Source organism: Sinorhizobium prairiense (genome assembly GCF_029201645.2).
Lineage (GTDB): Bacteria > Pseudomonadota > Alphaproteobacteria > Rhizobiales > Rhizobiaceae > Sinorhizobium > Sinorhizobium meliloti_A.
Window position 1 is genome coordinate 992,371 of the sequence record NZ_CP104131.1, and the last position, 21,972, is coordinate 1,014,342.

Here is a 21,972-nt window from a genome sequence, read left to right on the forward strand (position 1 = left end):
AGGCACACAGAGCCGATTTCACCAACTCGCGCCGTCGATAAGGCGGTGCGGGATGTCTTCCCAGACCGAACGATCGAAGACGCGCATGTTGACCCCCATGCGCGGTGAGCTGCGGCCGGCCGGCGACCAGTGGGTTATGCAGCCGCAAACGCCGCAGTGATGCATGGTCAAGGTCCTGTCGCCTTGGACATATCCGACGAGCTTTCTTTCAGGATCGGTGATGCTGACCTCGCTGGAAGGGTAATAGCCCCAAAGCGTGCCGAGCCTGCTGCAGAGCGAGCAGTTGCAATCGCCGAGCGTCTCCGGGCGGACGGGGACCGCGACGCGGACCGCCCTGCAATGGCAATGGCCTTCGATCATGATTTTCTCCCATCGGCGCTTCGTATGTCAGCACGGCATTGGGGACATTATTGATCTTATTCCGGCGCAGTCCAGCAAAGACGAAGCGATGCTTACGCCGGCTACGACCGCAATTCGCAAAAATATAGAGGCGTGATCACGGATGAGCGTATCCAACCCATCCGAGGGGACAATTGTGTCCGGCCTTTCCGCGATGCTCAGGGAACAGATGCTGCTGATGGCGGAGCTCCACAGGCGGCAACGAACGAATATCCTTGCCGCCTACCGGCCCTATGCCAAGCAGCGGGAGTTCCATGCGGCGGGCGCGGCTTTTCGCGAGAGGCTGTTCATGGCCGGCAACCAGCTCGGCAAGACGCTGGCCGGCGCAGCGGAGGCGGCGATGCACCTGACGGGGCGCTATCCCGACTGGTGGCAGGGCCGGCGGTTCGACCGGCCGATCGTCTTGCTGGCGGGCTCGGAGTCCTATGAACTGACCCGCGACGGCGTGCAACGGCTCTTGGTCGGGCCGCCCCTCAACGAGGAGGAGTGGGGCACCGGATTTCTCCCGAAAGCGGCGATCAAGGCGACGACGCGCCGCGCCGGCGCTTCCGGTGCTCTCGACAGCGTGACGGTGCGGCATGTTTCGGGCAGAGCCTCGACGCTGCTCTTCAAGGCCTACGAACAGGGGCGCGCCAAATGGCAGGCCAATACGGTGGATTACGTCTGGTTCGACGAGGAGCCGCCGGAAGACGTCTATTTCGAAGGGATTACCCGCACCAATGCAACGCGCGGCGCCATCGCGGTCACCTTTACGCCGCTCAGGGGCCTGAGCGCGGTCGTGGCCAGGTACCTCATGGAAAAATCACCGGATCGCGCGGTCATCACCATGACGATCGAGGATGCGGAGCACTATACGCTCGAGGATCGCCAGCGGGTGATCGACAGCTATCCCGCCCATGAGCGCGAGGCGCGCACCAGGGGCGTGCCGGCGCTCGGATCCGGCAGGATATTTCCTGTGACGGAGGAGAGCATACGTGTCGATCCGTTCGAAATCCCAAAGCATTGGGTGCAGATCGGCGGGCTCGACTTCGGCTGGGACCATCCTTTCGCGGCGGTGGGCTGCGCCTGGGACCGGGACGCGGACGTCTTCCATGTGACGAAGATTTATCGCGAGCGGGAGGCGACGCCGATCATCCACGCGGCGGCATTGAAGCCGTGGGGAGCGGCGATGCCCTGGGCATGGCCGCACGACGGATTGCAGCACGACAAGGGGAGCGGCGAGCAACTGGCGGCGCAATACCGCGCGCAGGGATTGGCCCTTCTTCCCGAGCGGGCGACCTTCGACGACGGCACCAACGGCGTGGAAGCGGGGCTTTCCGACATGCTGCAGCGGATGCAGACGGGGCGCTGGAAGGTCTTTTCCACCTGCACGGAATGGTTCGAGGAGTTCCGCCTCTATCACCGCAAGGACGGCAGGATCGTCAAGGAACGCGACGATCTGATCTCCGCCTCACGCTACGCCCTGATGATGAAGCGCCACGCACGGGCGAACAACGGCTACGCAAACTGGAACTTCACCGCCAGAAAGGTTCTCTGATGGCCGCAATGACCGATGAACGCCTGTCCGCCTACGTCAGCCGGCTGGTGAAAGACTGCGAAAACTACCGCGACGAGCTGGCGGTCGACCGCATCAAGGCGATGGAGTATTACGACGGTACGATGAAGGACGTGCCGGCGGATGCAAACCGCTCCAAGGTCGTCTCGCGCGACGTCCGCGCTGCGATCAAGAAGGTGCTGCCCTCGTTGATCCGTACCATCCTCGGCAACGACAAGGTGGTGGAATACGCCCCGGTCGACGAAGGCGACGAGGCGGCGGCAGATCAGGCGAGCGATTACATCAACTATGTCGTCTTTCCCGAAAGCAATGGCTACGACGCCGTGCAGGACGCGGCGCATGATGCGCTGAAACTCAGGAACGGCGTGATCCGCTGGTGGTACGAGAAGCAGACTTCCATTGCGATCTCGGCCCATACCGGTCTGGACGAAGCGGCGCTCGTCCAGCTCGTCGGTGACGACGAGGTGGATGTGCTGGAACAGTCGCAAACGGTCGAAAGGATCGAAACGCCGCAGGGGCCGGTGGAGCAGCCGAGCTACAGCGTCAAGATCCGACGCCGCACCGAGCGCGGTACGCCGAGGCTGGCGGCGGTGCCGCTCGAGGAATTCCTGATCCATCCGGACGCCATCTCGATCGAGGACAGCGCGATCACCGGCATCGTCAAGCGGATGCGGCGCTCAGACCTGATCGCCATGGGTTATGACCGCGGCCTGATCGAAGGCCTTCCGGCTTCGAACGGCGGAAGCGGACGCGACGACGAGGTGTTCGCACGCCGGCGCGAAGCCTTCGAAGCCGGGGATGCCGTGCCGAAGGCGCTGGAGGAGGTGGACTATTACGAGCTCTACGTGAAGGTGGACGCGGACGACGACGGCATCGCGGAGCTGCGCCGCCTCGTCTTTGCCGGAGGCACCGGCGAAGAGCACCTGCTCTCGAACGACGAATGGGACGAGGTGCCCTTCGCCGATCTGATCGTCGAGCGGCGGCCGCATCAGCGCGAAGGCAATTCCGTCACCGACGACATGGCGGAGAAGCGGCACATCGGCGTGATGGCCCAGGAAGTCGAGAAGATGCGGCCGGACGCAGTGTCGCGCCGCCCTGACGGGCTCCGCCAAGTCGACTACGGCAAGCTTTTTACTGCTGGAAGGAAGAAATGATGGCTCCATCCTTCATCTTCGGTGGGAATACGGGCGAGACGCCCCGATCAGTCAAGCGCAAGCGGGATCTCGTCATGGCGATCATGGGTGCTTCCGCTGCGCCCAGGAACGTCGGCGAAGGCCTCAATGCGCTCGGCTCCGGGATTGTCGCGGGCATCATGAACCGGCGCGCCGACAAGGCCGAAAAGAGTGGCAGGGCCGGTGCCGACAGTGTGTTCCAAGGCATCGTGAACAGGATTACCGGTCAAGCGCCGGATGCGGAAGGGTCACGCATGGTTTCGACCGGGGCAGGGCCGGCGAGCACTGGCCCTGTATCTTCGGAGTCTTCCGCTTATCGAGATGCAATCGCCTCGATCGAGAGTGCAGGCAGCGGCGGCTACAAAGCGGTTGGCCCGACGCATCCGAAAATGGGCCGCGCGCTCGGCCGATACCAGATCATGGAGGCCAATGTCGGCCCATGGTCTCGCGAAGTGCTCGGCCGCGAAGTATCGCCGGACGAGTTCATGGCCGATGCGCGGATTCAGGACGCCATTTTCGACGGCAAATTCAACAGCTATGTGCAGCAGTTCGGTCCAGAGGGCGCGGCTCAGGCGTGGTTCGCGGGCCCCGGCGGGGTCGGCAAGACAGACCGGAAGGATACGCTCGGAACCGACACAGGCACCTATGGACGCAAGTTCATGCGCGCCCTTGGATCACAGGGACAGCCGCAGAAAGCCGCCGGCCGCGATCCCTCGATCGGGATGCCGCATCAAACCGCCGCGGGCGCGGTCAACGCCATGAGTGCGGGGATAAGCAGCCCTTCAGCGTCGCTTTCGGAAGAGGTCGCCGCCTTCGAGCAGACGCCTGAGTACCGGGCCCAATTCCCCGGCATGAACGTGCCGCAGGGCATCCCCGCGCAGTTCCAAGGCTCCCGGAAGCTCGCCAATGCGCAGGGCGGCATCATGCCGGCGCTCATGGGCGGCGCCCCGGCCTCGCCCGAGCAGATCGCAGAGGCGCAGGCGATCGGGCAGCAGCAGGCGCCGCAAGCCCCGACCCGGATGGAGCTACTTCAAGCCCTCGGCAATCCGTTCCTCAGCGAAGAGCAGCGCGCGATTCTGCAGACACTCTATCAGCAGCAGGTGCAGCAGTCCGATCCGGTGCGATTGATGGAGCTTGAAAGAGGACGCCTTGAAATCGATGCCATGCGAAACGGCGAATGGTCAAAACTCGATGACGGCAGACTCTACAATCAGCGTACGGGAGAAGTGAGGGGCACCCGAACCAAACCGAACGCGTGCCTCCCGAACTTGTCCTGAGCCCGCGATACGGCGTTGACAACGTGGTCGTACGACCCCTGCCTGACGACGTCAGTTTGTCGAAGCAACCCAAGGGCCGGGTGTGGCGCTGGCGGGGCTGAGGCAATCAAGGAAGAGTGTTGCCGGCAGTCCAGCGGAATGAACGAAACGGGAAAACACGGGCGGTTCTTCGGAGCCGCCTTATTTCATGGAGGTTACGATGCCACGCACAGGCGGAGTTTATTCACCACCTGCCGGCACGAAAGGTGTGTCCAATACGACCATTCAGAGCGTGCCCTTACAATGCGCTTGTGGATGACCTCAGCGCCGACGCCAATGCCGCGCGGCCGGTCACGGCAGGAGGGACGGGGGCGACCTCGGCAAGCGCAGCGCGGACCAATCTCGGATTGGCGATCGGTACGAACGTGCAGGCCTACGACGCCGGCCTGCAATCGATTGCCACGCTCGCGACTGCCGCCGACAGGATGATCTACACAACGGCAGCCGATGCCTATGCCACGACGGCGCTGACGCCGTTCGCGCGCACGATCCTCGGCGACGCAGACGCAGCGGCGGCGCTGACGACCCTGGGTGTGTCCGCCTTCGCCAAAGCGATCCTGGACGACACGGATGCGGCTACCGCCCGGACGACGCTCGGAGTGGCAATCGGAGCGGACGTGCAGGCCTACGACGCCGGTTTGCAGTCGATCTCCGGGCTTACGACCGCCGCAGACAGGACGATCTACACGACCGCATCGGATGTCTATGCGACCACGGCGCTGACGCCATTTGCGCGAACGATCCTCGACGACACCAGCGCCGCTGCCGTGAAGACCACGCTCGGCCTTGCGGCAGTGGCGTCGTCCGGATCGGCCTCGGATCTCAGCTCGGGAACGATTTCCGACGCACGGCTTCCGGGCTCGATGGCGGGCAAGAATTTCTCGTCGGGCATAAGCTTCGCCAATGCGGTTGCTGCCGGGAGTACCGATCTTTCGAAGCATATCCAGCTCTACAGCGGTTACGGATTCACGATCACGGGTTCGACCCTGAACTATACGGTCCCGGCCAACTCCTCTCATGTGTGGAACGTCAACGGAACGGAAGTCGGCCGCCTCAATTCCTCGGGCCTGACGCTGGCAACACCGCTTGCGCTCGCCGAAGGAGGTACGGGCTCGACGGACGCCGCGACGGCGAGATCCAATCTCGGTGCGAACAGCGCTTCCAATCTCACGACCGGAACCGTTCCGAACGCCAGAATTTCCGGAGCCTATGACGGCATCACGACGCTCGGCCAGACCGGCACCCATACGATCACCACCCCCGGCGAGGCGATACGTATCGTTGGCCCCGCCTCCACCGACGATCCGTATGTGAGCTTCTATAAGGGGGCCACTCGCCAAGCTTATATCCAGCACACCGACGGCACGGGGTGAATCAAGGGTTTCGCATTTATAACGATACGGCGACCGGCGGCGACACGGCCCTCACACTGAAGAATTCCGGCGGCGTCGACAGCCTGGAATTCCAGGTCAACGGCGCCGAGCACGTCGTCTATCACTCCGGAAATCTATCCTCGGCCGACCTTAACTCGATCTATGGCTACACGCCGGCGTCAAACGCGGTCAGTACCACTGCCGGCAACGGCTTGACCGGCGGCGGCACGCTTGCGGCAAGCCGGACCCTGACGCTCGGTACGCCTGGCGACATTACCAACTCGACGACAAACTCCGTCACCTCTACCAGCCACACCCATGCCCTCGGGTTTACTGCGGCGGAGGTCTATATTGGAACTGGTGCCAACGACACGAGCTTTCCGCTCGGCCACATTGTGGCACTGGGTAACGACGCCAACATTGCACGCAATGCCTCCGGCACCCCCACGCTCCACAATTCGATCAACAGATACTACGTCCCGTCGACCCACCCGAACGCCGGAGCAGCATTGGCGGGGACCTGGCGCTCACGCGGGGTCGTCAATGGCAACGGCGAGTACAACATCATGCAAAGGGTCGCTTAAATGGAGAAGTCGATTTTCGAGGTGGTCACCGTCCACAAGGTTGCTGATACGCTGACCCCTGGCGTCTACGACCTTGATCTCACGTTGAAGATCAACGGCGTGGAGGAACGTTTCGAACACTACGTTTCCACGCCTGACGACTCGATCGGTGCGAACCCAGCAATCCGTACGTGGATGAAGCAGCATCCGGACTTCCCGGTTCAAAGCTATGTACCGCCGACGACGGAGCAAGTCCGTGCGTCGCTTCCGCTACTCACCACCCGTCAGTTTCGTCTAGGCCTCGTCAACAACGGGTTTACTTCGGCTCAGGTCGCGGCCGCTATTGAGACAATGCAGGAAGGTCCTGAGAAGGAGGTTGCGAAAATTGAGTGGGAATACGCCACCACATTCAACCGCGCGCATCCGCTCATAGCCCTCATTGGCGCCGCACTCGGCCTCTCAGACGAGCAGATTGACGCAATGTGGTCCACATCTGCCGACCTCTAGACTGTCCTACCACGGATCGACATACAGAAATGAGCGCAGTAGGCAGGTGCGCCGTGGCAACGAAACAATTGCCGCCAAATGGACATTAGAAAATCCAAAAAATCTTATACCGAGTTCTTTCGTCGCGCGTCGTTCCAACACATCCTAAAGAATTTCATCCGCGTCGACCAGCTGACATCTGGAAGCTTCTTTACAAGGTCGTAGCATCCCAGAGTATATTTCAGCCTCTGAGTTAGACGATCACGAAAACTCTTGGCCCCATAACGCGCCTCAGAGCCAGATCCCTCTGTGAAGTCGAATGTTGGTCCGTCGACGTACACTACGAGGTCGCGGACGACAAGTTCTGAAACGACGTATGATGCGAAACACCAAGGATTTCCAAGTTCGAACCAGCGTTCCATGAGCATTTCTTTTGCGCTGGCTCTGTACAGACCGTAGATCCACTCAGCCGGGAACGTTAGATTTCTCGGGACCTTGCCTGATGCGTATTTACTTGTGAATTCGAAGACAGAGTCGTCCGGGGCTTTGATTCTGGACCCGCTTCGCCCTACCAGCTTCGTCGAGCATGCGGCAAGAAGCTTTCCGGGATTTTCGTCAAGTGCTTCAACCAAGCGCGCGAGAAAATCCGGCGACGAATGGTCATCGCATGCGCGCAGGCAAAAATATTCGCCACGTTCGGCGCCGAGCCGGACTGCTCTCGCGAAGTTATCGATCGCGCTTACATGTTCTGCGCATTTGACGACGGAGAAGCGTTCATCCGACCGGCAAAATTGCTCGGCTATGTCGACCGTCTTATCCGTCGATTTATTGTCGAGAATGATTGCTTCGAAGCCATCGAACGTCTGTTCGGCAATGCACCGTAGACTGCTGGTGAGTGTCTTTTCGCCATTGTAGACGGGGAAAACGACGACAACCTTCGGCTTGGGCACTGATTTTATCTCTACCGTTGAATCAGTCTTGCACATATCCAATGGCGCAACGATCCGCAACGGGCGTCCATGGCGAGAGCGCCAAGCGCTTCTTCGGCGACAGCATGCTCGCAACGGACGAAGGCCTGTTGAGGAGATCAAACAAGCCGCGGCGGGTATCCCGAATCTCAACAGGCCTTAGTCCGCCTGTTTTCGCCGACGAACTGCAATTTCAGCGGAAAGGAAACCCATGACCCAAACCGTGCCTCCGGGCGCGGCGATGCTGCTCGACTTTATCCGGGAGGCGGAAGTCGGCAGCAAAGGCCGCGCGTCTTACGACGTGATCTACGGACATAACCAGGGAAAGCTCACAAAGCCGCTTACGCACATGGCGATCGCCGAGGTGATCCGTGCGCAGAAGGGGTGGGCGAGGGCGCATGGATCGAGTGCGGCGGGGGGCTATCAGTTCATGCGGGCCACGCTCTCCGGGCTTTTGAAGGAAGTACCGGGACTGGGCGGAGATCAGCGCTTCGATCCTGCGCTTCAGGACCGGCTCGCCCTTCACCTTCTGAACCGCCGTGGTTTCGCCGGCTTTATCTCCGGCGAAATCCGCCCCGTTGAATTCGCGAGGCGCCTGGCGATGGAATGGGCGTCTCTGCCGGTTCTCGCCGATAGCCAGGGTGACCGGCAGCGGATAAGGCGCGGGCAGTCCTATTATGCCGGCGACGGGCTCAACCGAGCGCTGGTGCGGCCGGAAAAGCTGGAGGCCGTGCTTCGCTCGGTGCTGGCAGCCGGTCCACGAGAGGTCGAGGCGGACCGCGCGGGCGAGGCGGCGGCGGTTGTGGTTCCGGCACGCCCGCGCAAGCCGGTTTCCCGGTCCGGCCGCTTCTGGACCTGGTTGCTGACGGCCGGCGGCACGATCGTCACGGCGCTGAAGGAGCTGAACCTCGTCGCGCTGGATTGGCGGGTGCAGCTTGCGATCCTCGTCATAATCGTCAGCTTTGCCGTTTACGCGATCTGGTCGATGCCGGCGGTCCGCGACGCTTTGAGGCTCACACGATGACGTTTCCCTGGAGCAACCTGGTCATCGCTGCCTTGATCCTGGCCGGAATTTCCTGGGCCATACTCGAAATCCGTTCGAATGCCGCGCAGGCGGTCCGCAATTCAATCGAAAGGCAGAACAATGAAGCAGCAAAGGGCGCTGACGCGAAGCGCTTTGACTATGACGTCTGTTCTTCTTCTGGAGGGCTGTGGAACTTCGGCACCGGTCGATGTGAGCGGCCTTCGCAGCATCGTGGGAACTGAGCTTGCCGGCGCCCGCGGCGCGACGCAGATCGACCAGCGCAAGATCGACCGCACGGTGGTCGGCCTCTGCGCGGCATCCGTCTGGACCAGGGCGGAGTGTGCGAGACACGGGGAGGGCGGAGATGATTGAGGCCGGCGTTCACCAGCAGCTCGGCACCTTGGTCGCCGAGGTGAAGAACCTGCGGGAGGACCTACGCCGATCGGAGGACAGGTCGGATGCCGGCCGCGTATCCATGACGCGCCGGATGGACGAGTTGGTCGAGCGCATGCGGACCCTCGAGGGCTCGATGATGCTCGTCAAGGACGATATTGCCGCAATGAAACCGGTGACCGAGGACGTGCGCAAATGGAAGCTGATGGGGATGGGCGCTCTCGGCGTTATCGGCATTGGCGGGGCGGCGCTCGGCGTGACCTTTGCCGATGTGGCAAAACGCGTGCTGTTGCTCACGAAGGCAGGGTAGAGAAATTTTCGCAGTAATTACGTTGCAGCGGCGCTGAAGGCGCCGATGCAATAGGTTCCTTTTTTACCGCAATCCGTTGGCCCGACCGGTGTCACTTTCCTCGAAGAGGCTCCAGGGTGCTCCGGCGCAGGAACGTAGCCCAATTCAGTCGTCGTCGAAGAGTGGAAGATCGCGATAGCGGCGGCTTACCAACCGCAACGATCGGTCCGGCTCTATGACATAGCTTTCGTAGACCCGGCGGCCGAATCGATCGATGAACTGATGCGGCACAATGCTGCCGACCGGTGCCTTGGTAAGCCTGGTGCGCGGCTGGCCACCATAGGTGATGCTGCCGGGAATCGGCTCCAAATAGGGCGAATAGCCCATCGAGGTCGCCTCACAGCCGGTCAGAAGTGTGAGCATGCACAGGATAGGAAGAACATATTTCATGACGATCCTCGGCACTTGCATGATTCTCGCCGGCATTCAGTCGCTGAAGATGTCGTAATCTATGCGGCGGCTGGTCAGTCGCAACGAGCGGTCCGGATTAATGACATAGGTCTCGTAGACCCGGTGACCATAGGTGTCGAAGAACTGGTGCGGCACCATGCTGCCGATCGGCGCCTTCGTCAGCTTCGTTCGCGGCTGACCGCCATAGGTGATGCTGCCGGGAATCGGTTCCAGTCTGGGGCCGTAGCCAACCGTTTGCGTCGATGTACAGGCGCTGAGCGTGACCGCGGCGCAGAGGGTGAAGAGAGCTGTGCTCAGGGCACCGCGCCTCCCGATGGACGTGTGGGGATGTCCTGCAGCGGCCTGCATTGTCGCACGGTTCTCCGGCTTCGTTTCGGATTCGGGGAAGATGCGGTAGGCTGCGGCGGATTGCATCGCGTGACGGTTCATGTACATGCTTCGCCTCACATGAGTTGCACCACCTTATTCCTTATTCGACAACGTGCAAAGAAAGCAGGAAGTTCGGCGTGTCGCGGCAACCACCCGCGTTTCGTGGGGATTTCGCGATATTTCGATTGCATAGGCAGAAATCTTTGAACGATGTAATGGCCGAAGCCCGCCGATGCTCGCGCAATGCCGCCCGAACCTTCGGGTGGTATCGCGCGTTTGATCCGGTGTCGGTAAATGGGCTTGCAAACAGAACCCCGGTTTCCGACGAGTTCGCTGCTCAGGTACTGCCCATGACCGCCGAACAGACCCTTTCGTTTCTCGTGCTCGGCGCCATGATGATCTTCTTCATTTGGGGTCGCTTTCGCTACGACATCATCGCCTGCTCGGCGTTGATGCTTTCGGTAGCCGTCGGCATCGTTCCGTTCGATAACGCTTTTGACGGCTTCAGCGACGACATCGTCATCATCGTCGGCAGCGCACTGATCGTCAGCGCGGGCGTTGCGCGTTCGGGTGTGGTCGATGCGGCCATCCAGCGATTTCTTCCGGACCTGCAATCGGTAAGGGCACAGCTCGCTCTTCTCGTCGTTACGGTCACGGTCCTTTCCGCCTTCATCAAGAACATCGGCGCGCTTGCGATCATGATTCCGGTAGCGTTCCAGTTCGCGCGTCGCTCGAATGTGCAACCGTCCGTCTTCCTGATGCCTATGGCTTTCGGCTCGCTGATCGGTGGCCTGATGACGCAGGTCGGCACCTCGCCCAACGTGGTCGTGTCCCGGGTGCGTGCGGATCTGACGGGCGAGAGTTTCACCATGTTCGACTTCACGCCCGTCGGCGCTTCGCTGGCACTGGTCGGCGCGGTGTTTCTGCTGTTCGGCTATCGCCTGGTGCCGGAGCGGAAAAGTCAGCAGGTCGGCATGCATCAGGCGATCGAGATCACCGACTACACGTCCGAGGCGATGGTGCCCGCCGGATCGCCGGTGATCGGCAAGCCGCTCAGTAATCTGGTCAAGATCGGCGATGGCGGAGCCGTGGTGATCGCCGTCTTCCGTCGCGGCACGCATCTGGCGCCGCTGCCCGATGTCGTCGTCGAACTGGACGATATCCTTCTGCTCGAAGGCGGTCCCGCTGCGCTTGACCGCATCGTCTCCCAGGCAAAGCTCAAGATCTCCGGCGATCGTGCGCCGATGCCGAACGACAAGGAGAAAGCCGAGACCGAAGCCATCGAGGCGGTGATCGCCACCGGCTCACCGCTCATCGGCATGTCGGCTCAGCGCCTGGCGCTCTTCAACAATCACAACATCAACCTGCTGGCCGTCAGCCGCCAAGGCGAACGACTGAAACAGAGGCTTGGCAGCATCAGGCTGCGGGCCGGCGACATCGTCGTGCTGCAGGGTACCCGCAGGGACTTGCCGTCTTTCCTGCAGGACTTCGGCTGCCTGCCGCTCGCACAACGGGAAATCCTGCTCGGCACCATTCGCCGTGCCACCGTCCCGTTGCTTGTTCTGGCGACCGCGATGGGGGCGACCGCGGTTGGGGTCGTGCCTGTGCAAATCGCCTTTTTTGCCGCGGCGCTTGCCATGGTGGTGTTTCGCGTCATCCCTCTGCGTGACGTTTACCGCGCCGTGGACGGACCGATTCTGGTCATGCTTGCCGCGCTGATTCCCGTCAGCGACACTTTACGCACGACGGGCGGCTCGGACCTGATCGCGGGCTGGCTGAGCGGGATGGCGGTGAATCTACCGCCTGCGGGGGCGCTTGCCATCATGGTCGTTGCGGCCATGGCGGTGACACCCTTCCTGAACAATGCCGCCACGGTCCTCGTCATGGCGCCGATTGCCGCCAGTTTTGCAACGGCGCTCGAATACAGGCCAGACGCGTTCCTGATGGCGGTAGCGATCGGTGCCGGCTCTGACTTCCTCACGCCGATCGGCCACCAATGCAACACGCTGGTAATGGGACCCGGGGGTTACCGGTTCAGCGACTACCCGCGACTGGGGCTGCCGCTTTCCATCGTCATCGTGATCGTCGCGGTGCCGATGCTGATGTGGGTCTGGCCGCTGCGTTAGAATGCCGGGGACAAATGAAACCGCGCGAATACGGATCGCCTGCTAAATCGCAGGCATTCGGTGGAAACGGCCTGATCGCCGCCTATCTTGCGGCGGAAGCGTATCTTTTGTGGAATTGCTCTGGCAGCAGGGAGGCATGTGGGCGTCATGACTGGCGATATCGAGATCTGTACGCCGGAAGAGGTGCTGAAATTCTGGTTCACGGAACTTTCCTATGACCACTGGTTCACGCCGGATCCCGGACTCGATGAGCAGTGCGCGCGGCGATTTCAGGCGTCGCACCTGGCCCTGTCCAGAAACCTCGACAATGTCTGGCGCGAGACCCCGCAGAACTGGCTGGCGGCCGTCATTCTTTTCGATCAGATGCCGCGCAACATGTATCGCGGGTCGCCCTTGGCCTTTGCCACCGATTGTCTGGCATTGCGCGAGGCGAAGCTCGCCATCGGCGCGAGCGCCGACATGGCAGTGCCGACGGAATGGCGCGCGTTTTTCTATATGCCCTTCGAACACTCCGAAAACCTGACCGACCAGACCATGTCGGTCAAGCTGTTCACGGAACTAGGAGACGCCGGCTACCTCGACTATGCGATCCGGCATCGGGACGTGATCGAGCGGTTCGGCCGCTTCCCGCATCGCAATGGCATTTTGGCCCGCACTTCGTCACCGGCCGAGGAAGAGTACCTCGCGCAGCCCGGCGCCGGGTTCTAGACATGAACCATGGCGGAAAACGCTGAGATCAGGAGGAAACCATGAGTGCCGGAGAACTGCCCTGGCAAGGGGGATGCCGTTGCGGAGAGGTCCGCATCAAGGTGAGCGCGCAACCGCTTCTCACGATGGCATGCCATTGTACCGGCTGCCAGCGAATGACCGGGAGCGCGTTCTCGCTGAGCGTCGCCATTCCGAGCGAAGGCTTCGAGGTCACACGCGGCGAGCCTGTCATCGGCGGCCTTCATGGCGCAACGCGCCACTATTTCTGTCCTCATTGCATGAGCTGGATGTTCACGCGCCCGGAAGGCATGGACTGGTTCGTCAATCTCCGCGCGACCATGCTCGACGATCCCAGCTGGTGCAGGCCTTTCATCGAAACCTGGACCAGTGAAAAGCTGCCGTGGGTGAGCACATCCGCCGTTCATAGCTATGCGGCGTTGCCACCGCTGGAGGATTACGAACAGTTGCTGGCGGACTACGCCGCGCATTCCGAAGGGGATTGAACCGCGAGACTGTTCGGATCGGCCCGGATCTCAAAGGGTTTGCATCTTTTCGCCGTTATGCATGTGCAGACCGGTCATCGGCGAAGCCTGGAGGGGTTCTGCGCGGCGCAGGGATTATCGAAGGGTAGGAAATTGCATCTCCTGGATAAACTAAGGGCGCTTTTGATTGCCCTGTCTTTCGGTGCGCTGACGCTTGCTGCCGGCGGATACGCAGTTGCGCAGGAGCCCGCGCCGAGCGTCGAGCAAACGCGGCCGGTCGCACCGGCCGCACCCGCCCAGCCTGCCCAATCCGGCCAGCCCGTGCCGCAGGCCGAACCGGCACAGCGGGCGGAGCAAACGGGGGCCGGTCAGGCGCCGGATGCCGCATCGCCGGTACTGGAGCAGGCGGAGGGTCAGCTTGCCCAGGCCGACCGGGAGCTGAAGCGTCTCATCGGGCGTACCAATGCCGTCGAGGACGACGACGCCATGCTCGCCGAACTCAGGGTGCAGGTCGACGAGCTTTCGAAGCAGATCATCGCGGCCTCCGTTCCGACTCGTCCGAGGCTCGACGAAATCAAGGCGAGGCTCACGGAACTCGGCGATCCTCCCGGTGAGGGACAGCCGCCCGAAGACGCGGTCATCACCGATGAGCGCAAACGGCTCCTGGCGGAGCGCGGGGCGATCAATGCTCTGACGGGCAAGGCGGAGAACCTATCGATCGAGGCGAGGAAACTTGCCAACCGGATCACCGCGACGCGCCGGGCAATCTTCTCCAACACTCTGCTGAGACATACGGATGTCTCGGCGGCGATGCTGAGCGAGGCAATCACTGCAACGATGCATGAAGCGATGGCACTGTCGCGCAGCATCGGCGGTTGGCTGACATTCGCCTGGAACTACAAGCGCGTGCCGCTGCTGAGCGCGATCTTCCTTTCGCTCTGCGCCGCGCTGCTCTTCCTGGTCGGCGGTTACAGGCTTTTTTCGCCGGTCCTCATGCGCGACGAAGAAGACGACGAGCCCACCTATTTCCGGCAGCTTTCGCTTGCGTTCTGGTCGACGCTCATCCCCACTCTGGCGCTCGCAGCCTTCGCTATGTCGAGCTACTTCTTCCTAAGTAGTTTCAACGTCTTGCGGCCCGATATAGCTCCCATCGTTGCGATCACGCTCGCCATGGGCGTCGTGCTGTTCTTCATAGCCAGGCTGGCAGGCGCGGTGCTATCGCCGCACCGGTCGAGCTGGCGGCTGGTGCGTGTTTCGGATCGCGGTGCCAAAATGCTGATGGTGCCGATCTTCGCGATGGCGCTCGTCAACGGGCTCGACTATCTGCTCGGCAGCATCAGCGAGTCGCTCGGTTCCCCGGTGGTGTTGACGATTGCCAAAAGCTTCGTGGCATCCATCATCATCGGTCTCATTCTGATGTCGATGGCGTGGATCCGGCCTGTGCTGAGGGCCGATGAGCCTTACGATGCACCGGGACATGCCTGGCCGCGGGTAATCTCGCTCTCCTTCCTCCTGCTGGGGGCGGCGCTTATCGCGACTGCATTGTCGGGCTATGTCGGCCTGGCGCGTTTCATCGCTACCCAGATCACGGTAACGAGCGCGATCCTTGTGACGGTCTATATCGGCCTCCTTACGGGCAAGTCTGTCTCCAAGCAGGGCGCGTTTGCCGAAACGGTAGCCGGTCGTTATCTGGAGCGCCGCTTCCATCTGGAGCCGGTTGCGCTCGACCAATTCGGCCTTTTTGCCGGTCTCGGCATCTATGTGCTCGTTCTCTCCTTTTTCATCCCGCTGATATTGATGCAGTGGGGCTTCAAGACTGCGGATATCGAGTCCTGGGCCTATCAGGTGCTGACCGAAATCAGGATCGGTACGATCACGATTTCGCTGGTGGGCATTCTCGCGGGAGTACTGCTCTTTGCCCTCGGCTATCTCGTCACGCGTTGGGTGCAGCGCTGGATCGACGGCAACGTCATGGCGCGCAGTCGTGTCGACGCCGGCGTGCGCAACTCCATACGAACCGGTATCGGCTATATGGGTGTGGGCATTGCCGGCCTTATCGGCTTGTCTGCCGCCGGCATCGATCTTTCGAGCCTCGCCCTCGTCGCCGGCGCTCTCTCCCTCGGCGTCGGTTTCGGCCTGCAGAACATCGTCTCCAATTTCGTTTCGGGGCTGATTCTGCTGGTGGAGCGTCCCTTCAAGGTGGGCGACTGGATCGTCAGCGGTACGACCGAAGGCTTTGTGCGGCGCATCTCCGTCCGCGCGACCGAGATCGAGACCTTCCAGCATCAGTCGATCATGATGCCGAATTCCCTGCTCATCAACGCGTCGGTCGGGAACTGGACGCACCGCAACAAGCTCGGCCGGTCGGAAATCGCCGTGACGGTGACCTATGCCAGCGATCCGCGCCGGGTTATCGAACTGCTCTACGAAATCGCCGCAGCCCATCCGATGATCCTCAAGAATCCGGCTCCGAATGTCGGCTTCACGGCCTTCGAAGACGAGCGAATGACGTTTGAATTGCGGATCTATGTCGCTGACGTGCTGACGGCCGGCGGCGTCCGCAACGACCTTCGCGTCTCGATCTACGAGCGCTTTCGTGACGAGGGGATCGGCGCGCCGTTCCCGATGAAGGTCGAAGATGTAACGCCTGAGGAAGAAGCCGGAAGCGCCGGCGCCGAACCGTCTGTGAGCGAAAAAGAGAAGGCCTAGGCTGGCTGAAAACAACGCCTGACGCGCCGGTGCTGTTGGCGAAGGCCGGAAAAGCGAAGAAGGAGCGGAAATGCCGCTCCTTCTTCTCTATTTGGCCGGGCCCCGGCCGCACGTTGAAATTATGCACTTCCGCACGGAAAACCGTTACGCAGGTTTCCCGGAGCGCTTTACAGCCCAGCCAGCGCCTGAGCCACCGGCACAACGTGCGGCCACACCTCCATTGTGCCGCGATAGATCATGTCGAGTGCGACGTACAAGATGATCGCCAGGCCGATGTAAGCGATCCAGTGATAACGGCTGAGCAGGCGGGCAATAAAGCTGGCGGCGATGCCCATCATCGCGATCGAGAGCGCCAGACCGAAGACGAGCACGGTCGGATGCTCTCGGGCGGCGCCGGCGACGGCGAGGACGTTGTCGAGCGACATGGACACGTCCGCTATCACGATCTGTGTTGCCGCTTGTTTGAAAGTCTTCTTTGGGGCCGAGGCGTCCGCATTTTTGAGCCCGTCAACGCCTTCGTGACCGCCAGTGCGAATCTCGCGCCACATCTTCCAGCAGACCCAAAGCAGGAGAAGCCCGCCGGCGAGCAGGAGCCCGATGATCGCCAGCAGTTGGACCGTAAAGATGGCGAGCACGATGCGAAGCACGGTGGCGGCGAGAATGCCGACGAGGATAGCCTTCTTGCGCTGCTCCAGCGGCAAGCCGGCTGCTGCAAGGCCGATAACGACAGCGTTGTCGCCGGCAAGCACCAGGTCGATCACAATGACCTGCAGCAGTGCCGTCAGGCCGGCGGAAGTGAAAATCTCCATGTGTGGTAACCCTTCTTGTCCCCGAAACGCCTGCGGCGTCGCAAAACGCATAGACCGCGAACAATCGACGGATCAAGTGGGCCGGGTCAACTAATCGGCACTTTCGAAAGAGATACGCTCGTCGAGCAGCTTCCGGTGCCTCCGGCGCGGCTCGAGCCGCCGCATCGTTTTTTCCTGCACGCCTTACGCTTCGAGAAATTCTGCGCTACCGCGCCGCGCGTCTCATCAGACACCCAAAGGCCTGCAGCACTTCGATCTGCCGCATGTTTTTGACCTTTGCTCGGTTACGATCAAGCAAATATGCGGTAGGCTGGCCGCGGCTAGAGGGGTGGCCGGCGCCTTCTTCTCGCGACGGGAAGGCGGCCGGCCGAAACGGGGGCGGCGCTCGTGCGCCGAATGTGATGAAGACGTATGCTGTTGTTCTGGTGCCTGCAATGCTGTGGGCTGGCGTGGCCCATGCCGCAACTGTTACAAACACGGACGGCGAGGCCGCTGTTCTGGTGATCGTCGAAGGGGAGAGCCGGGTCGAAGTTGCAATCGATGCAGGTGCCACGGAAGTGATCTGCCCCGGCGGCTGCTTCGTCACTGCGCCGAGCGGCGACCGCGTGGGGCTCCAGGGCGACGAGACGATCGAAATCGTCAACGGCTCCGTCGTTGTGAAGTGACGCCCCTCCGGGAGCCGGAGGTTGGAGTCTTTCCACGACAATTGCGGGGCCGTAGCCCCGCATCAGTGACGAACGACGGCACTATAGGCAGAAGATCAGCTCAGCTTTCTTCGCCGCTCCAGCTCCGCTTCGGTCGGCTGGTCGAACTCGAACGAACCTGGCACGACAGGACCGCTGCGGACGTATTGGTTGACGGTGACGCCCGTCCCCGAGACTTTTGAACCGACGAGTTTCAACGCCATCGGCATGGCGCCGTGACCGAAGAGCCGCTTGCCCTTTCGGAGCACGACCGGAAAGTACGAGATGTACATCTCGTCTATCAAATCATTGCTGAACAGGGTCTGCAGGAAATCGGTCGAACCCTGGGTCAACAGATCGGGGCCTTCCTCGCTCTTGAGTTTCTTGAGCGTGGCTACCGGGTCGGACCCGAGAGTACGGCTATTTTGCCAGTCGAGCCTCAGATCGGGGTTGCGCGTAGCGACATATTTGGTGATCCGGTCAAAGAGCGGACCGATCGGATCGTCAGGGCCGGCATAGGGCCAGTGTGCGGCGAAGATGTCGTAGGTCTTCCGACCAAGCAGAAGATCGAACGGCCTGGAAAACATCTCGTCCACCGCTTGTCCCATGGTTTCGTCGAAATAGGGAGCGGCCCAGCCGCCATGGTCGAAGCCGCCGACCGGGTCTTCGTGCGGTCCGCCCGGCGCCTGCATGATTCCGTCAAGGCTTACAAATGCGCCAACGATGATCTTTCTCATTCCGGCTCTCCTCGTTCGTGGTGTTACCGAAGCTAGGACGCTGGACGAAGGCCGATACCGACAGAAACGCCACAAGCTGCAAGAATTTCTTTGAGAACTTTAGCGCAGGAGCGGCTCACGGGATCGCGAAAATGCTGATCTCGTTGGCGATCCCTCTTAGCGCCACGTTGTGCGCCACCGGGCTTAGGCCCCGATCAGAGAGCACACTGGATGCTCGAGGATCCTCGAGGACGGAGCCGGTCGCGAAGATCTCACGCGAGGTGGCGAGATGCTGGACGCGCGAGGCGATGTTGACGGTCTGACCGAAATAGTCCTGCCGGTCGTTGAGATTGACCGCGATGCATGGCCCCTCATGGATGCCGATCTTGAGGAGCAGGTCCTCGCTGCCGCGCTCTTCGTTGAGTCTGCGCATTGCCTCGCGCATCCGCATTGCCGCGGTGATAGCCCGGTCGGGCGCTGGAAAAGTTGCCATAACCGCATCACCGATCGTCTTGACGACGGCGCCGGTCTCGGCCGCGACGATTTCGTTCAAGACGTTGAAATGCGTTTTCACCAGGTCGAAGGCCGCGAGGTCGCCAACGCGCTCGTAGAGTTCCGTCGAGCCGCGCAGGTCGGTGAAGAGGAAAGTAAGGCTGGTGATTTTCAGCCGTTGGTCCACATCGAGCGTGTCGGTGCGGTAGATGTCGCGGAATGTCTGGTTGGAGAGCAGCCGCTTGGCGGTGAGAAACGGCCGACGGCGGCCGAGCAGGGCATGCAGCGCTTCGCCTGCCACGCAGATCGAGGGCAGGGTACGAACTTCGGCGTGGTTCTCCACCGAAACGCGCAAGGGGCCGGGCGGCAAGCTCAGCGTCTCGTGATGGCGGTGCGAGCGATCGAAGACGAGCCCGAGATTCCTCCTTTCCCTTGTCGGTTCGCCGCTCACATCCAGGAATTGCGCAGCATGCGTCACCGGCTCGAAGACGATGACGAACTCCGCGGGAAGCTGCAGCGAGATCACGGCTTTCTCGCCAGGCGGCAGTTCCAGCGCCTCCAGCAGGAATTCATCGACCTTTGCTTCGTAATCCTCTTCCGGCAGGTCGATGCCGGAACCCCAGTAGATCTGGCGGAAATATTCGGCCGGCGGCAATTCATGCGGCGTATGTGCTCCTATGTGGCGCACGCGCGGACTGATCGTGAAGGTGACTTCAACCATCTCGTCGAGCGTCGGCTCGTAACCGGCGGCACAAAGCGCGCAGGTATATTCCGTACTCTGCACCGTCTTAAGGGACGTGTTGGCATCGAGTACACCGCCGCAACCCGGACAGAGCACGTTCCAGGAAAGCTCGAAAATTCCCAGGCGCGAGGCATGCAGAAAGCCTGCGATCGTCTCTTCCTCGTCGAGTCCCTCGCGCGCGGCGAATGCGAGCGCATTGACGCGGCAAAGCTTGTGATCGGGTGCATCCAGAACGAGCCGCTCGAATGCATCGGCGACCTCCGTCCTTGCCGAATGGCGCAGCACATCGAAAAGGGTTTGGGCCTCGCTCATGAACACATCTTATACGGAAATCGGCGGGCGGTCAGTCCGCATTTCGATTTGGGTACAAAGTAATTTTATATTTTAAGTAATATAATCTATATTTATAGAGCGAAAAAATATTTTCAGCTGCGTCTCGATTTATACTTTGAAATTTAATATTAGTGGCCTGCTTCGCAATTCATGGGGGAAGAGCGACATGACCACAGTCGTGGGGACGGCCGGAGACGATACGCTAACCGGAACCGGGGAGAAGGATCGCATCTGGGGTCTAACCGGCGCCGATGAGATCGAAGCTGGCGGCGGCGATGACCTCGTCGACGGTGGGGCGGGAAACGACCGTCTGACAAGCAGGAGCGGGTATGACCGACTCGACGGCGGCGAGGGAGATGATCTCATCAGCCTGATCGGGACCGGCGGCGCGGTTACAGGCGGTGCCGGCGTCGATACGCTGGTGGTCGACCTGTCGAGCGTCAGCTCGGACGTCCGGTTCAGCGGCGAGCACGGTCACGGCATCATCGGCTACAACACGGCGAACTGGGAACACATCTTCTTCAATCGCATCGAGCGGCTGGTGCTGACGACAGGCAGCGGCAACGACCGGATCTTCGGCGCCACCACCGACGACATCATCTCGACCGGCGCCGGGAACGACGTCGTGGGCCCATATGGCGTCGACGGCGACGACGGCACCAGCATGCTCGGCGACGACACGATCGACACAGGCAGCGGCGGCGACATCATCAACGACACTGTTGGCGCGAACCGGATCTTTGCCGGCGACCACAACGACATCATCATCACCACGCTTTCCTCCGCGGTGATCGACGGCGGGAGCGGCTGGGATAAACTATCAATCTTCGATGAAGGGCGAACCGACGACGTCACCGTCGATTTCGGACAGGGGTTTGCCTCGACGGGCACGCGGATCGGCGGGATCGAGGTTGCCAGCGTGGATCTCGGCGGCGGCAGTGATACGCTGATTGCCGGAAATCTGTCTTCGCTCAGCGCCCATATGGGCGAGGGCGACAATTATGTCGCCGGCAGCAGCGGCAGGGACTATGTCGCCTCCGGAAGCGGCGACGATGCCCTTTATGGGGGCGCTGGCGATGACATCCTGATCAGTGCCGGCGGAAACGACGTGCTCGTCGGCGGCGATGGGAACGATGACATCTACGACGGCGGAACGAGTTTCGGCGACGGAGAGACATATATCGACGGCGGCGCCGGCGACGACCTTATCCAGGTGGTTGCGCCATCAGGCTTTATCGATGGCGGGACCGGCAGCGATACGTTGCGCGTCGTCGATCCCCTGCCGGGCACGAATTTCGACGCTTCGACCGGCATGCTGGGTACGTCGCTGATCTTTACCGGGATCGAGAGGTTCGAGCTGTCCGGCGGCTCGGGGAACGATACCATCCGCACGCTTGGAGGCAACGACCAGCTCGCCGGCAACGCCGGCAGCGACCGTCTGGACGGCGGCGCCGGAAGCGACGTGCTTTGGGGGGCGCGGGTGACGATGTCATGACCGGCGGAGCAGGCGCAGATACCTTCCTTTGGTCGTCTGATACGTTTTCGTTCTCAGGTGTGGATCGTATCACGGATTTCGATGCGGACGGAGGCGACCTGCTGCGCTTTACCGGATATGCACCCGACACGACGCGCATCGACAGCTTCGCCGACCTTGTTGCCGCCGCGACGGAAACCGAAGACGGGCTCTACATCGCCTTCAACGGGTCCGATACATTCGGTCTGTTGCTGGACAAGGTCGCACTTGCCGACCTTTCGGCGGATGATGTCGTCTTCGTTTGAGGGATGCCTTCGCCG

At 61.5% G+C, this 21,972-nt stretch carries 20 protein-coding genes and 2 pseudogenes; 15 read left to right on the forward strand and 7 right to left on the reverse strand.

Annotation, left to right across the window (positions count from 1 at the left end; genetic code table 11):
- Positions 1–18: 18 nt before the first annotated feature.
- On the reverse strand, positions 19–360 hold the full coding sequence (locus N0Q91_RS07395) for a GFA family protein (RefSeq protein ID WP_018095310.1): 342 nt from the start codon (positions 358–360) through the stop codon (positions 19–21).
- A gap of 142 nt (positions 361–502) precedes the next feature.
- Here N0Q91_RS07395 and N0Q91_RS07400 point away from each other — a divergent pair, with 142 nt between their 5' ends.
- From N0Q91_RS07400 to N0Q91_RS07425, 6 genes are all read left to right on the forward strand, one after another.
- Positions 503–1,936 (forward strand): terminase large subunit domain-containing protein, encoded by a 1,434-nt coding sequence (locus tag N0Q91_RS07400; RefSeq protein ID WP_275597734.1) that lies wholly within the window; start codon positions 503–505, stop codon positions 1,934–1,936.
- On the forward strand, positions 1,936–3,108 hold the full coding sequence (locus N0Q91_RS07405) for a portal protein (RefSeq protein ID WP_275597735.1): 1,173 nt from the start codon (positions 1,936–1,938) through the stop codon (positions 3,106–3,108). The genes N0Q91_RS07400 and N0Q91_RS07405 overlap by 1 nt, the downstream gene beginning before the upstream one ends.
- Complete coding sequence (locus N0Q91_RS07410; protein WP_275597736.1) at positions 3,108–4,403, forward strand: hypothetical protein; 1,296 nt, start codon at positions 3,108–3,110, stop codon at positions 4,401–4,403. Before N0Q91_RS07405 ends, N0Q91_RS07410 begins: the two co-directional genes overlap by 1 nt.
- A 290-nt stretch (positions 4,404–4,693) precedes the next feature.
- On the forward strand, positions 4,694–5,815 hold the full coding sequence (locus N0Q91_RS07415; protein WP_275597737.1) for a hypothetical protein: 1,122 nt from the start codon (positions 4,694–4,696) through the stop codon (positions 5,813–5,815).
- Positions 5,812–6,399, forward strand: a complete 588-nt coding sequence (locus tag N0Q91_RS07420; protein ID WP_275597738.1) for a hypothetical protein — start codon at positions 5,812–5,814, stop codon at positions 6,397–6,399. The genes N0Q91_RS07415 and N0Q91_RS07420 overlap by 4 nt, the downstream gene beginning before the upstream one ends.
- A complete protein-coding gene (locus tag N0Q91_RS07425) occupies positions 6,400–6,885 on the forward strand; it encodes a hypothetical protein (RefSeq protein WP_275597739.1) in 486 nt (161 codons plus the stop codon).
- 85 nt (positions 6,886–6,970) lie between these two features.
- Here N0Q91_RS07425 and N0Q91_RS07430 read toward each other — a convergent pair.
- Positions 6,971–7,814, reverse strand: a pseudogene (locus tag N0Q91_RS07430) (glycosyltransferase family 2 protein).
- 229 nt (positions 7,815–8,043) lie between these two features.
- On the opposite strand from N0Q91_RS07430, the gene N0Q91_RS07435 reads away from it, so the two are divergent.
- The 3 genes from N0Q91_RS07435 (at position 8,044) to N0Q91_RS07445 (ending at position 9,559) form a co-directional block, all read left to right on the forward strand.
- The gene (locus tag N0Q91_RS07435) at positions 8,044–8,856 is read left to right on the forward strand and encodes a lysozyme family protein (RefSeq protein WP_275597740.1); all 813 of its coding nucleotides are present in this window, start codon (positions 8,044–8,046) and stop codon (positions 8,854–8,856) included.
- Between the two features lie 120 nt (positions 8,857–8,976).
- Positions 8,977–9,228, forward strand: coding sequence for a hypothetical protein (locus N0Q91_RS07440; RefSeq protein WP_275597741.1), 252 nt, complete (start codon positions 8,977–8,979; stop codon positions 9,226–9,228).
- On the forward strand, positions 9,221–9,559 hold the full coding sequence (locus N0Q91_RS07445; protein WP_127711004.1) for a DUF1515 family protein: 339 nt from the start codon (positions 9,221–9,223) through the stop codon (positions 9,557–9,559). Before N0Q91_RS07440 ends, N0Q91_RS07445 begins: the two co-directional genes overlap by 8 nt.
- A 144-nt stretch (positions 9,560–9,703) precedes the next feature.
- Here N0Q91_RS07445 and N0Q91_RS07450 read toward each other — a convergent pair whose 3' ends face one another.
- Entirely contained in the window at positions 9,704–9,988 is a 285-nt protein-coding gene (locus tag N0Q91_RS07450) for a hypothetical protein (RefSeq protein ID WP_026168635.1), read from the reverse strand.
- Between the two features lie 36 nt (positions 9,989–10,024).
- Positions 10,025–10,444: a hypothetical protein gene (locus N0Q91_RS07455; protein WP_345774895.1), complete on the reverse strand. Its 420-nt coding sequence runs from the start codon at positions 10,442–10,444 to the stop codon at positions 10,025–10,027.
- A gap of 284 nt (positions 10,445–10,728) precedes the next feature.
- Between N0Q91_RS07455 and N0Q91_RS07460 the strand changes: the two genes are divergently transcribed.
- From N0Q91_RS07460 to N0Q91_RS07475, 4 genes are all read left to right on the forward strand, one after another.
- The gene (locus N0Q91_RS07460; RefSeq protein ID WP_275597742.1) at positions 10,729–12,504 is read left to right on the forward strand and encodes an SLC13 family permease; all 1,776 of its coding nucleotides are present in this window, start codon (positions 10,729–10,731) and stop codon (positions 12,502–12,504) included.
- A gap of 147 nt (positions 12,505–12,651) precedes the next feature.
- Positions 12,652–13,212, forward strand: a complete 561-nt coding sequence (locus tag N0Q91_RS07465; protein WP_100673781.1) for a DUF924 family protein — start codon at positions 12,652–12,654, stop codon at positions 13,210–13,212.
- A 41-nt stretch (positions 13,213–13,253) separates the two neighbouring features.
- Entirely contained in the window at positions 13,254–13,715 is a 462-nt protein-coding gene (locus N0Q91_RS07470; protein WP_275597743.1) for a GFA family protein, read from the forward strand.
- Positions 13,716–13,754: 39 nt separating this feature from the next.
- Positions 13,755–16,403 (forward strand): mechanosensitive ion channel family protein, encoded by a 2,649-nt coding sequence (locus N0Q91_RS07475; protein WP_275597744.1) that lies wholly within the window; start codon positions 13,755–13,757, stop codon positions 16,401–16,403.
- Between the two features lie 167 nt (positions 16,404–16,570).
- Here N0Q91_RS07475 and N0Q91_RS07480 read toward each other — a convergent pair whose 3' ends face one another.
- Complete coding sequence (locus tag N0Q91_RS07480; protein ID WP_275597745.1) at positions 16,571–17,212, reverse strand: TerC family protein; 642 nt, start codon at positions 17,210–17,212, stop codon at positions 16,571–16,573.
- A gap of 401 nt (positions 17,213–17,613) precedes the next feature.
- Between N0Q91_RS07480 and N0Q91_RS07485 the strand changes: the two genes are divergently transcribed.
- Entirely contained in the window at positions 17,614–17,877 is a 264-nt protein-coding gene (locus tag N0Q91_RS07485; RefSeq protein WP_198516835.1) for a hypothetical protein, read from the forward strand.
- Between the two features lie 95 nt (positions 17,878–17,972).
- On the opposite strand, the gene N0Q91_RS07490 is transcribed toward N0Q91_RS07485, so the two are convergent.
- Entirely contained in the window at positions 17,973–18,632 is a 660-nt protein-coding gene (locus N0Q91_RS07490; RefSeq protein ID WP_275597746.1) for a dihydrofolate reductase family protein, read from the reverse strand.
- Between the two features lie 115 nt (positions 18,633–18,747).
- Complete coding sequence (locus N0Q91_RS07495; protein ID WP_275597747.1) at positions 18,748–20,157, reverse strand: adenylate/guanylate cyclase domain-containing protein; 1,410 nt, start codon at positions 20,155–20,157, stop codon at positions 18,748–18,750.
- A 187-nt stretch (positions 20,158–20,344) separates the two neighbouring features.
- Here N0Q91_RS07495 and N0Q91_RS07500 point away from each other — a divergent pair.
- Positions 20,345–21,957, forward strand: a pseudogene (locus N0Q91_RS07500) (SMc04171 family calcium-binding repeat protein).
- Positions 21,958–21,972 lie beyond the last annotated feature (15 nt).

What these genes read in the sequence shown, in the direction of transcription:
- N0Q91_RS07410 (WP_275597736.1), top strand. Translation starts at nt 3,108, where the DNA reads ATGGCTCCATCCTTCATCTTCGGTGGGAATACGGGCGAGACGCCCCGA.
- N0Q91_RS07450 (WP_026168635.1), bottom strand. Translation starts at nt 9,988, where the DNA reads ATGAAATATGTTCTTCCTATCCTGTGCATGCTCACACTTCTGACCGGC.
- N0Q91_RS07480 (WP_275597745.1), bottom strand. Translation starts at nt 17,212, where the DNA reads ATGGAGATTTTCACTTCCGCCGGCCTGACGGCACTGCTGCAGGTCATT.
- N0Q91_RS07465 (WP_100673781.1), top strand. Translation starts at nt 12,652, where the DNA reads ATGACTGGCGATATCGAGATCTGTACGCCGGAAGAGGTGCTGAAATTC.
- N0Q91_RS07470 (WP_275597743.1), top strand. Translation starts at nt 13,254, where the DNA reads ATGAGTGCCGGAGAACTGCCCTGGCAAGGGGGATGCCGTTGCGGAGAG.
- N0Q91_RS07495 (WP_275597747.1), bottom strand. Translation starts at nt 20,157, where the DNA reads ATGAGCGAGGCCCAAACCCTTTTCGATGTGCTGCGCCATTCGGCAAGG.
- N0Q91_RS07395 (WP_018095310.1), bottom strand. Translation starts at nt 360, where the DNA reads ATGATCGAAGGCCATTGCCATTGCAGGGCGGTCCGCGTCGCGGTCCCC.
- N0Q91_RS07435 (WP_275597740.1), top strand. Translation starts at nt 8,044, where the DNA reads ATGACCCAAACCGTGCCTCCGGGCGCGGCGATGCTGCTCGACTTTATC.
- N0Q91_RS07425 (WP_275597739.1), top strand. Translation starts at nt 6,400, where the DNA reads ATGGAGAAGTCGATTTTCGAGGTGGTCACCGTCCACAAGGTTGCTGAT.
- N0Q91_RS07485 (WP_198516835.1), top strand. Translation starts at nt 17,614, where the DNA reads ATGAAGACGTATGCTGTTGTTCTGGTGCCTGCAATGCTGTGGGCTGGC.
- N0Q91_RS07455 (WP_345774895.1), bottom strand. Translation starts at nt 10,444, where the DNA reads ATGTACATGAACCGTCACGCGATGCAATCCGCCGCAGCCTACCGCATC.
- N0Q91_RS07460 (WP_275597742.1), top strand. Translation starts at nt 10,729, where the DNA reads ATGACCGCCGAACAGACCCTTTCGTTTCTCGTGCTCGGCGCCATGATG.
- N0Q91_RS07440 (WP_275597741.1), top strand. Translation starts at nt 8,977, where the DNA reads ATGAAGCAGCAAAGGGCGCTGACGCGAAGCGCTTTGACTATGACGTCT.
- N0Q91_RS07405 (WP_275597735.1), top strand. Translation starts at nt 1,936, where the DNA reads ATGGCCGCAATGACCGATGAACGCCTGTCCGCCTACGTCAGCCGGCTG.
- N0Q91_RS07445 (WP_127711004.1), top strand. Translation starts at nt 9,221, where the DNA reads ATGATTGAGGCCGGCGTTCACCAGCAGCTCGGCACCTTGGTCGCCGAG.
- N0Q91_RS07400 (WP_275597734.1), top strand. Translation starts at nt 503, where the DNA reads ATGAGCGTATCCAACCCATCCGAGGGGACAATTGTGTCCGGCCTTTCC.
- N0Q91_RS07490 (WP_275597746.1), bottom strand. Translation starts at nt 18,632, where the DNA reads ATGAGAAAGATCATCGTTGGCGCATTTGTAAGCCTTGACGGAATCATG.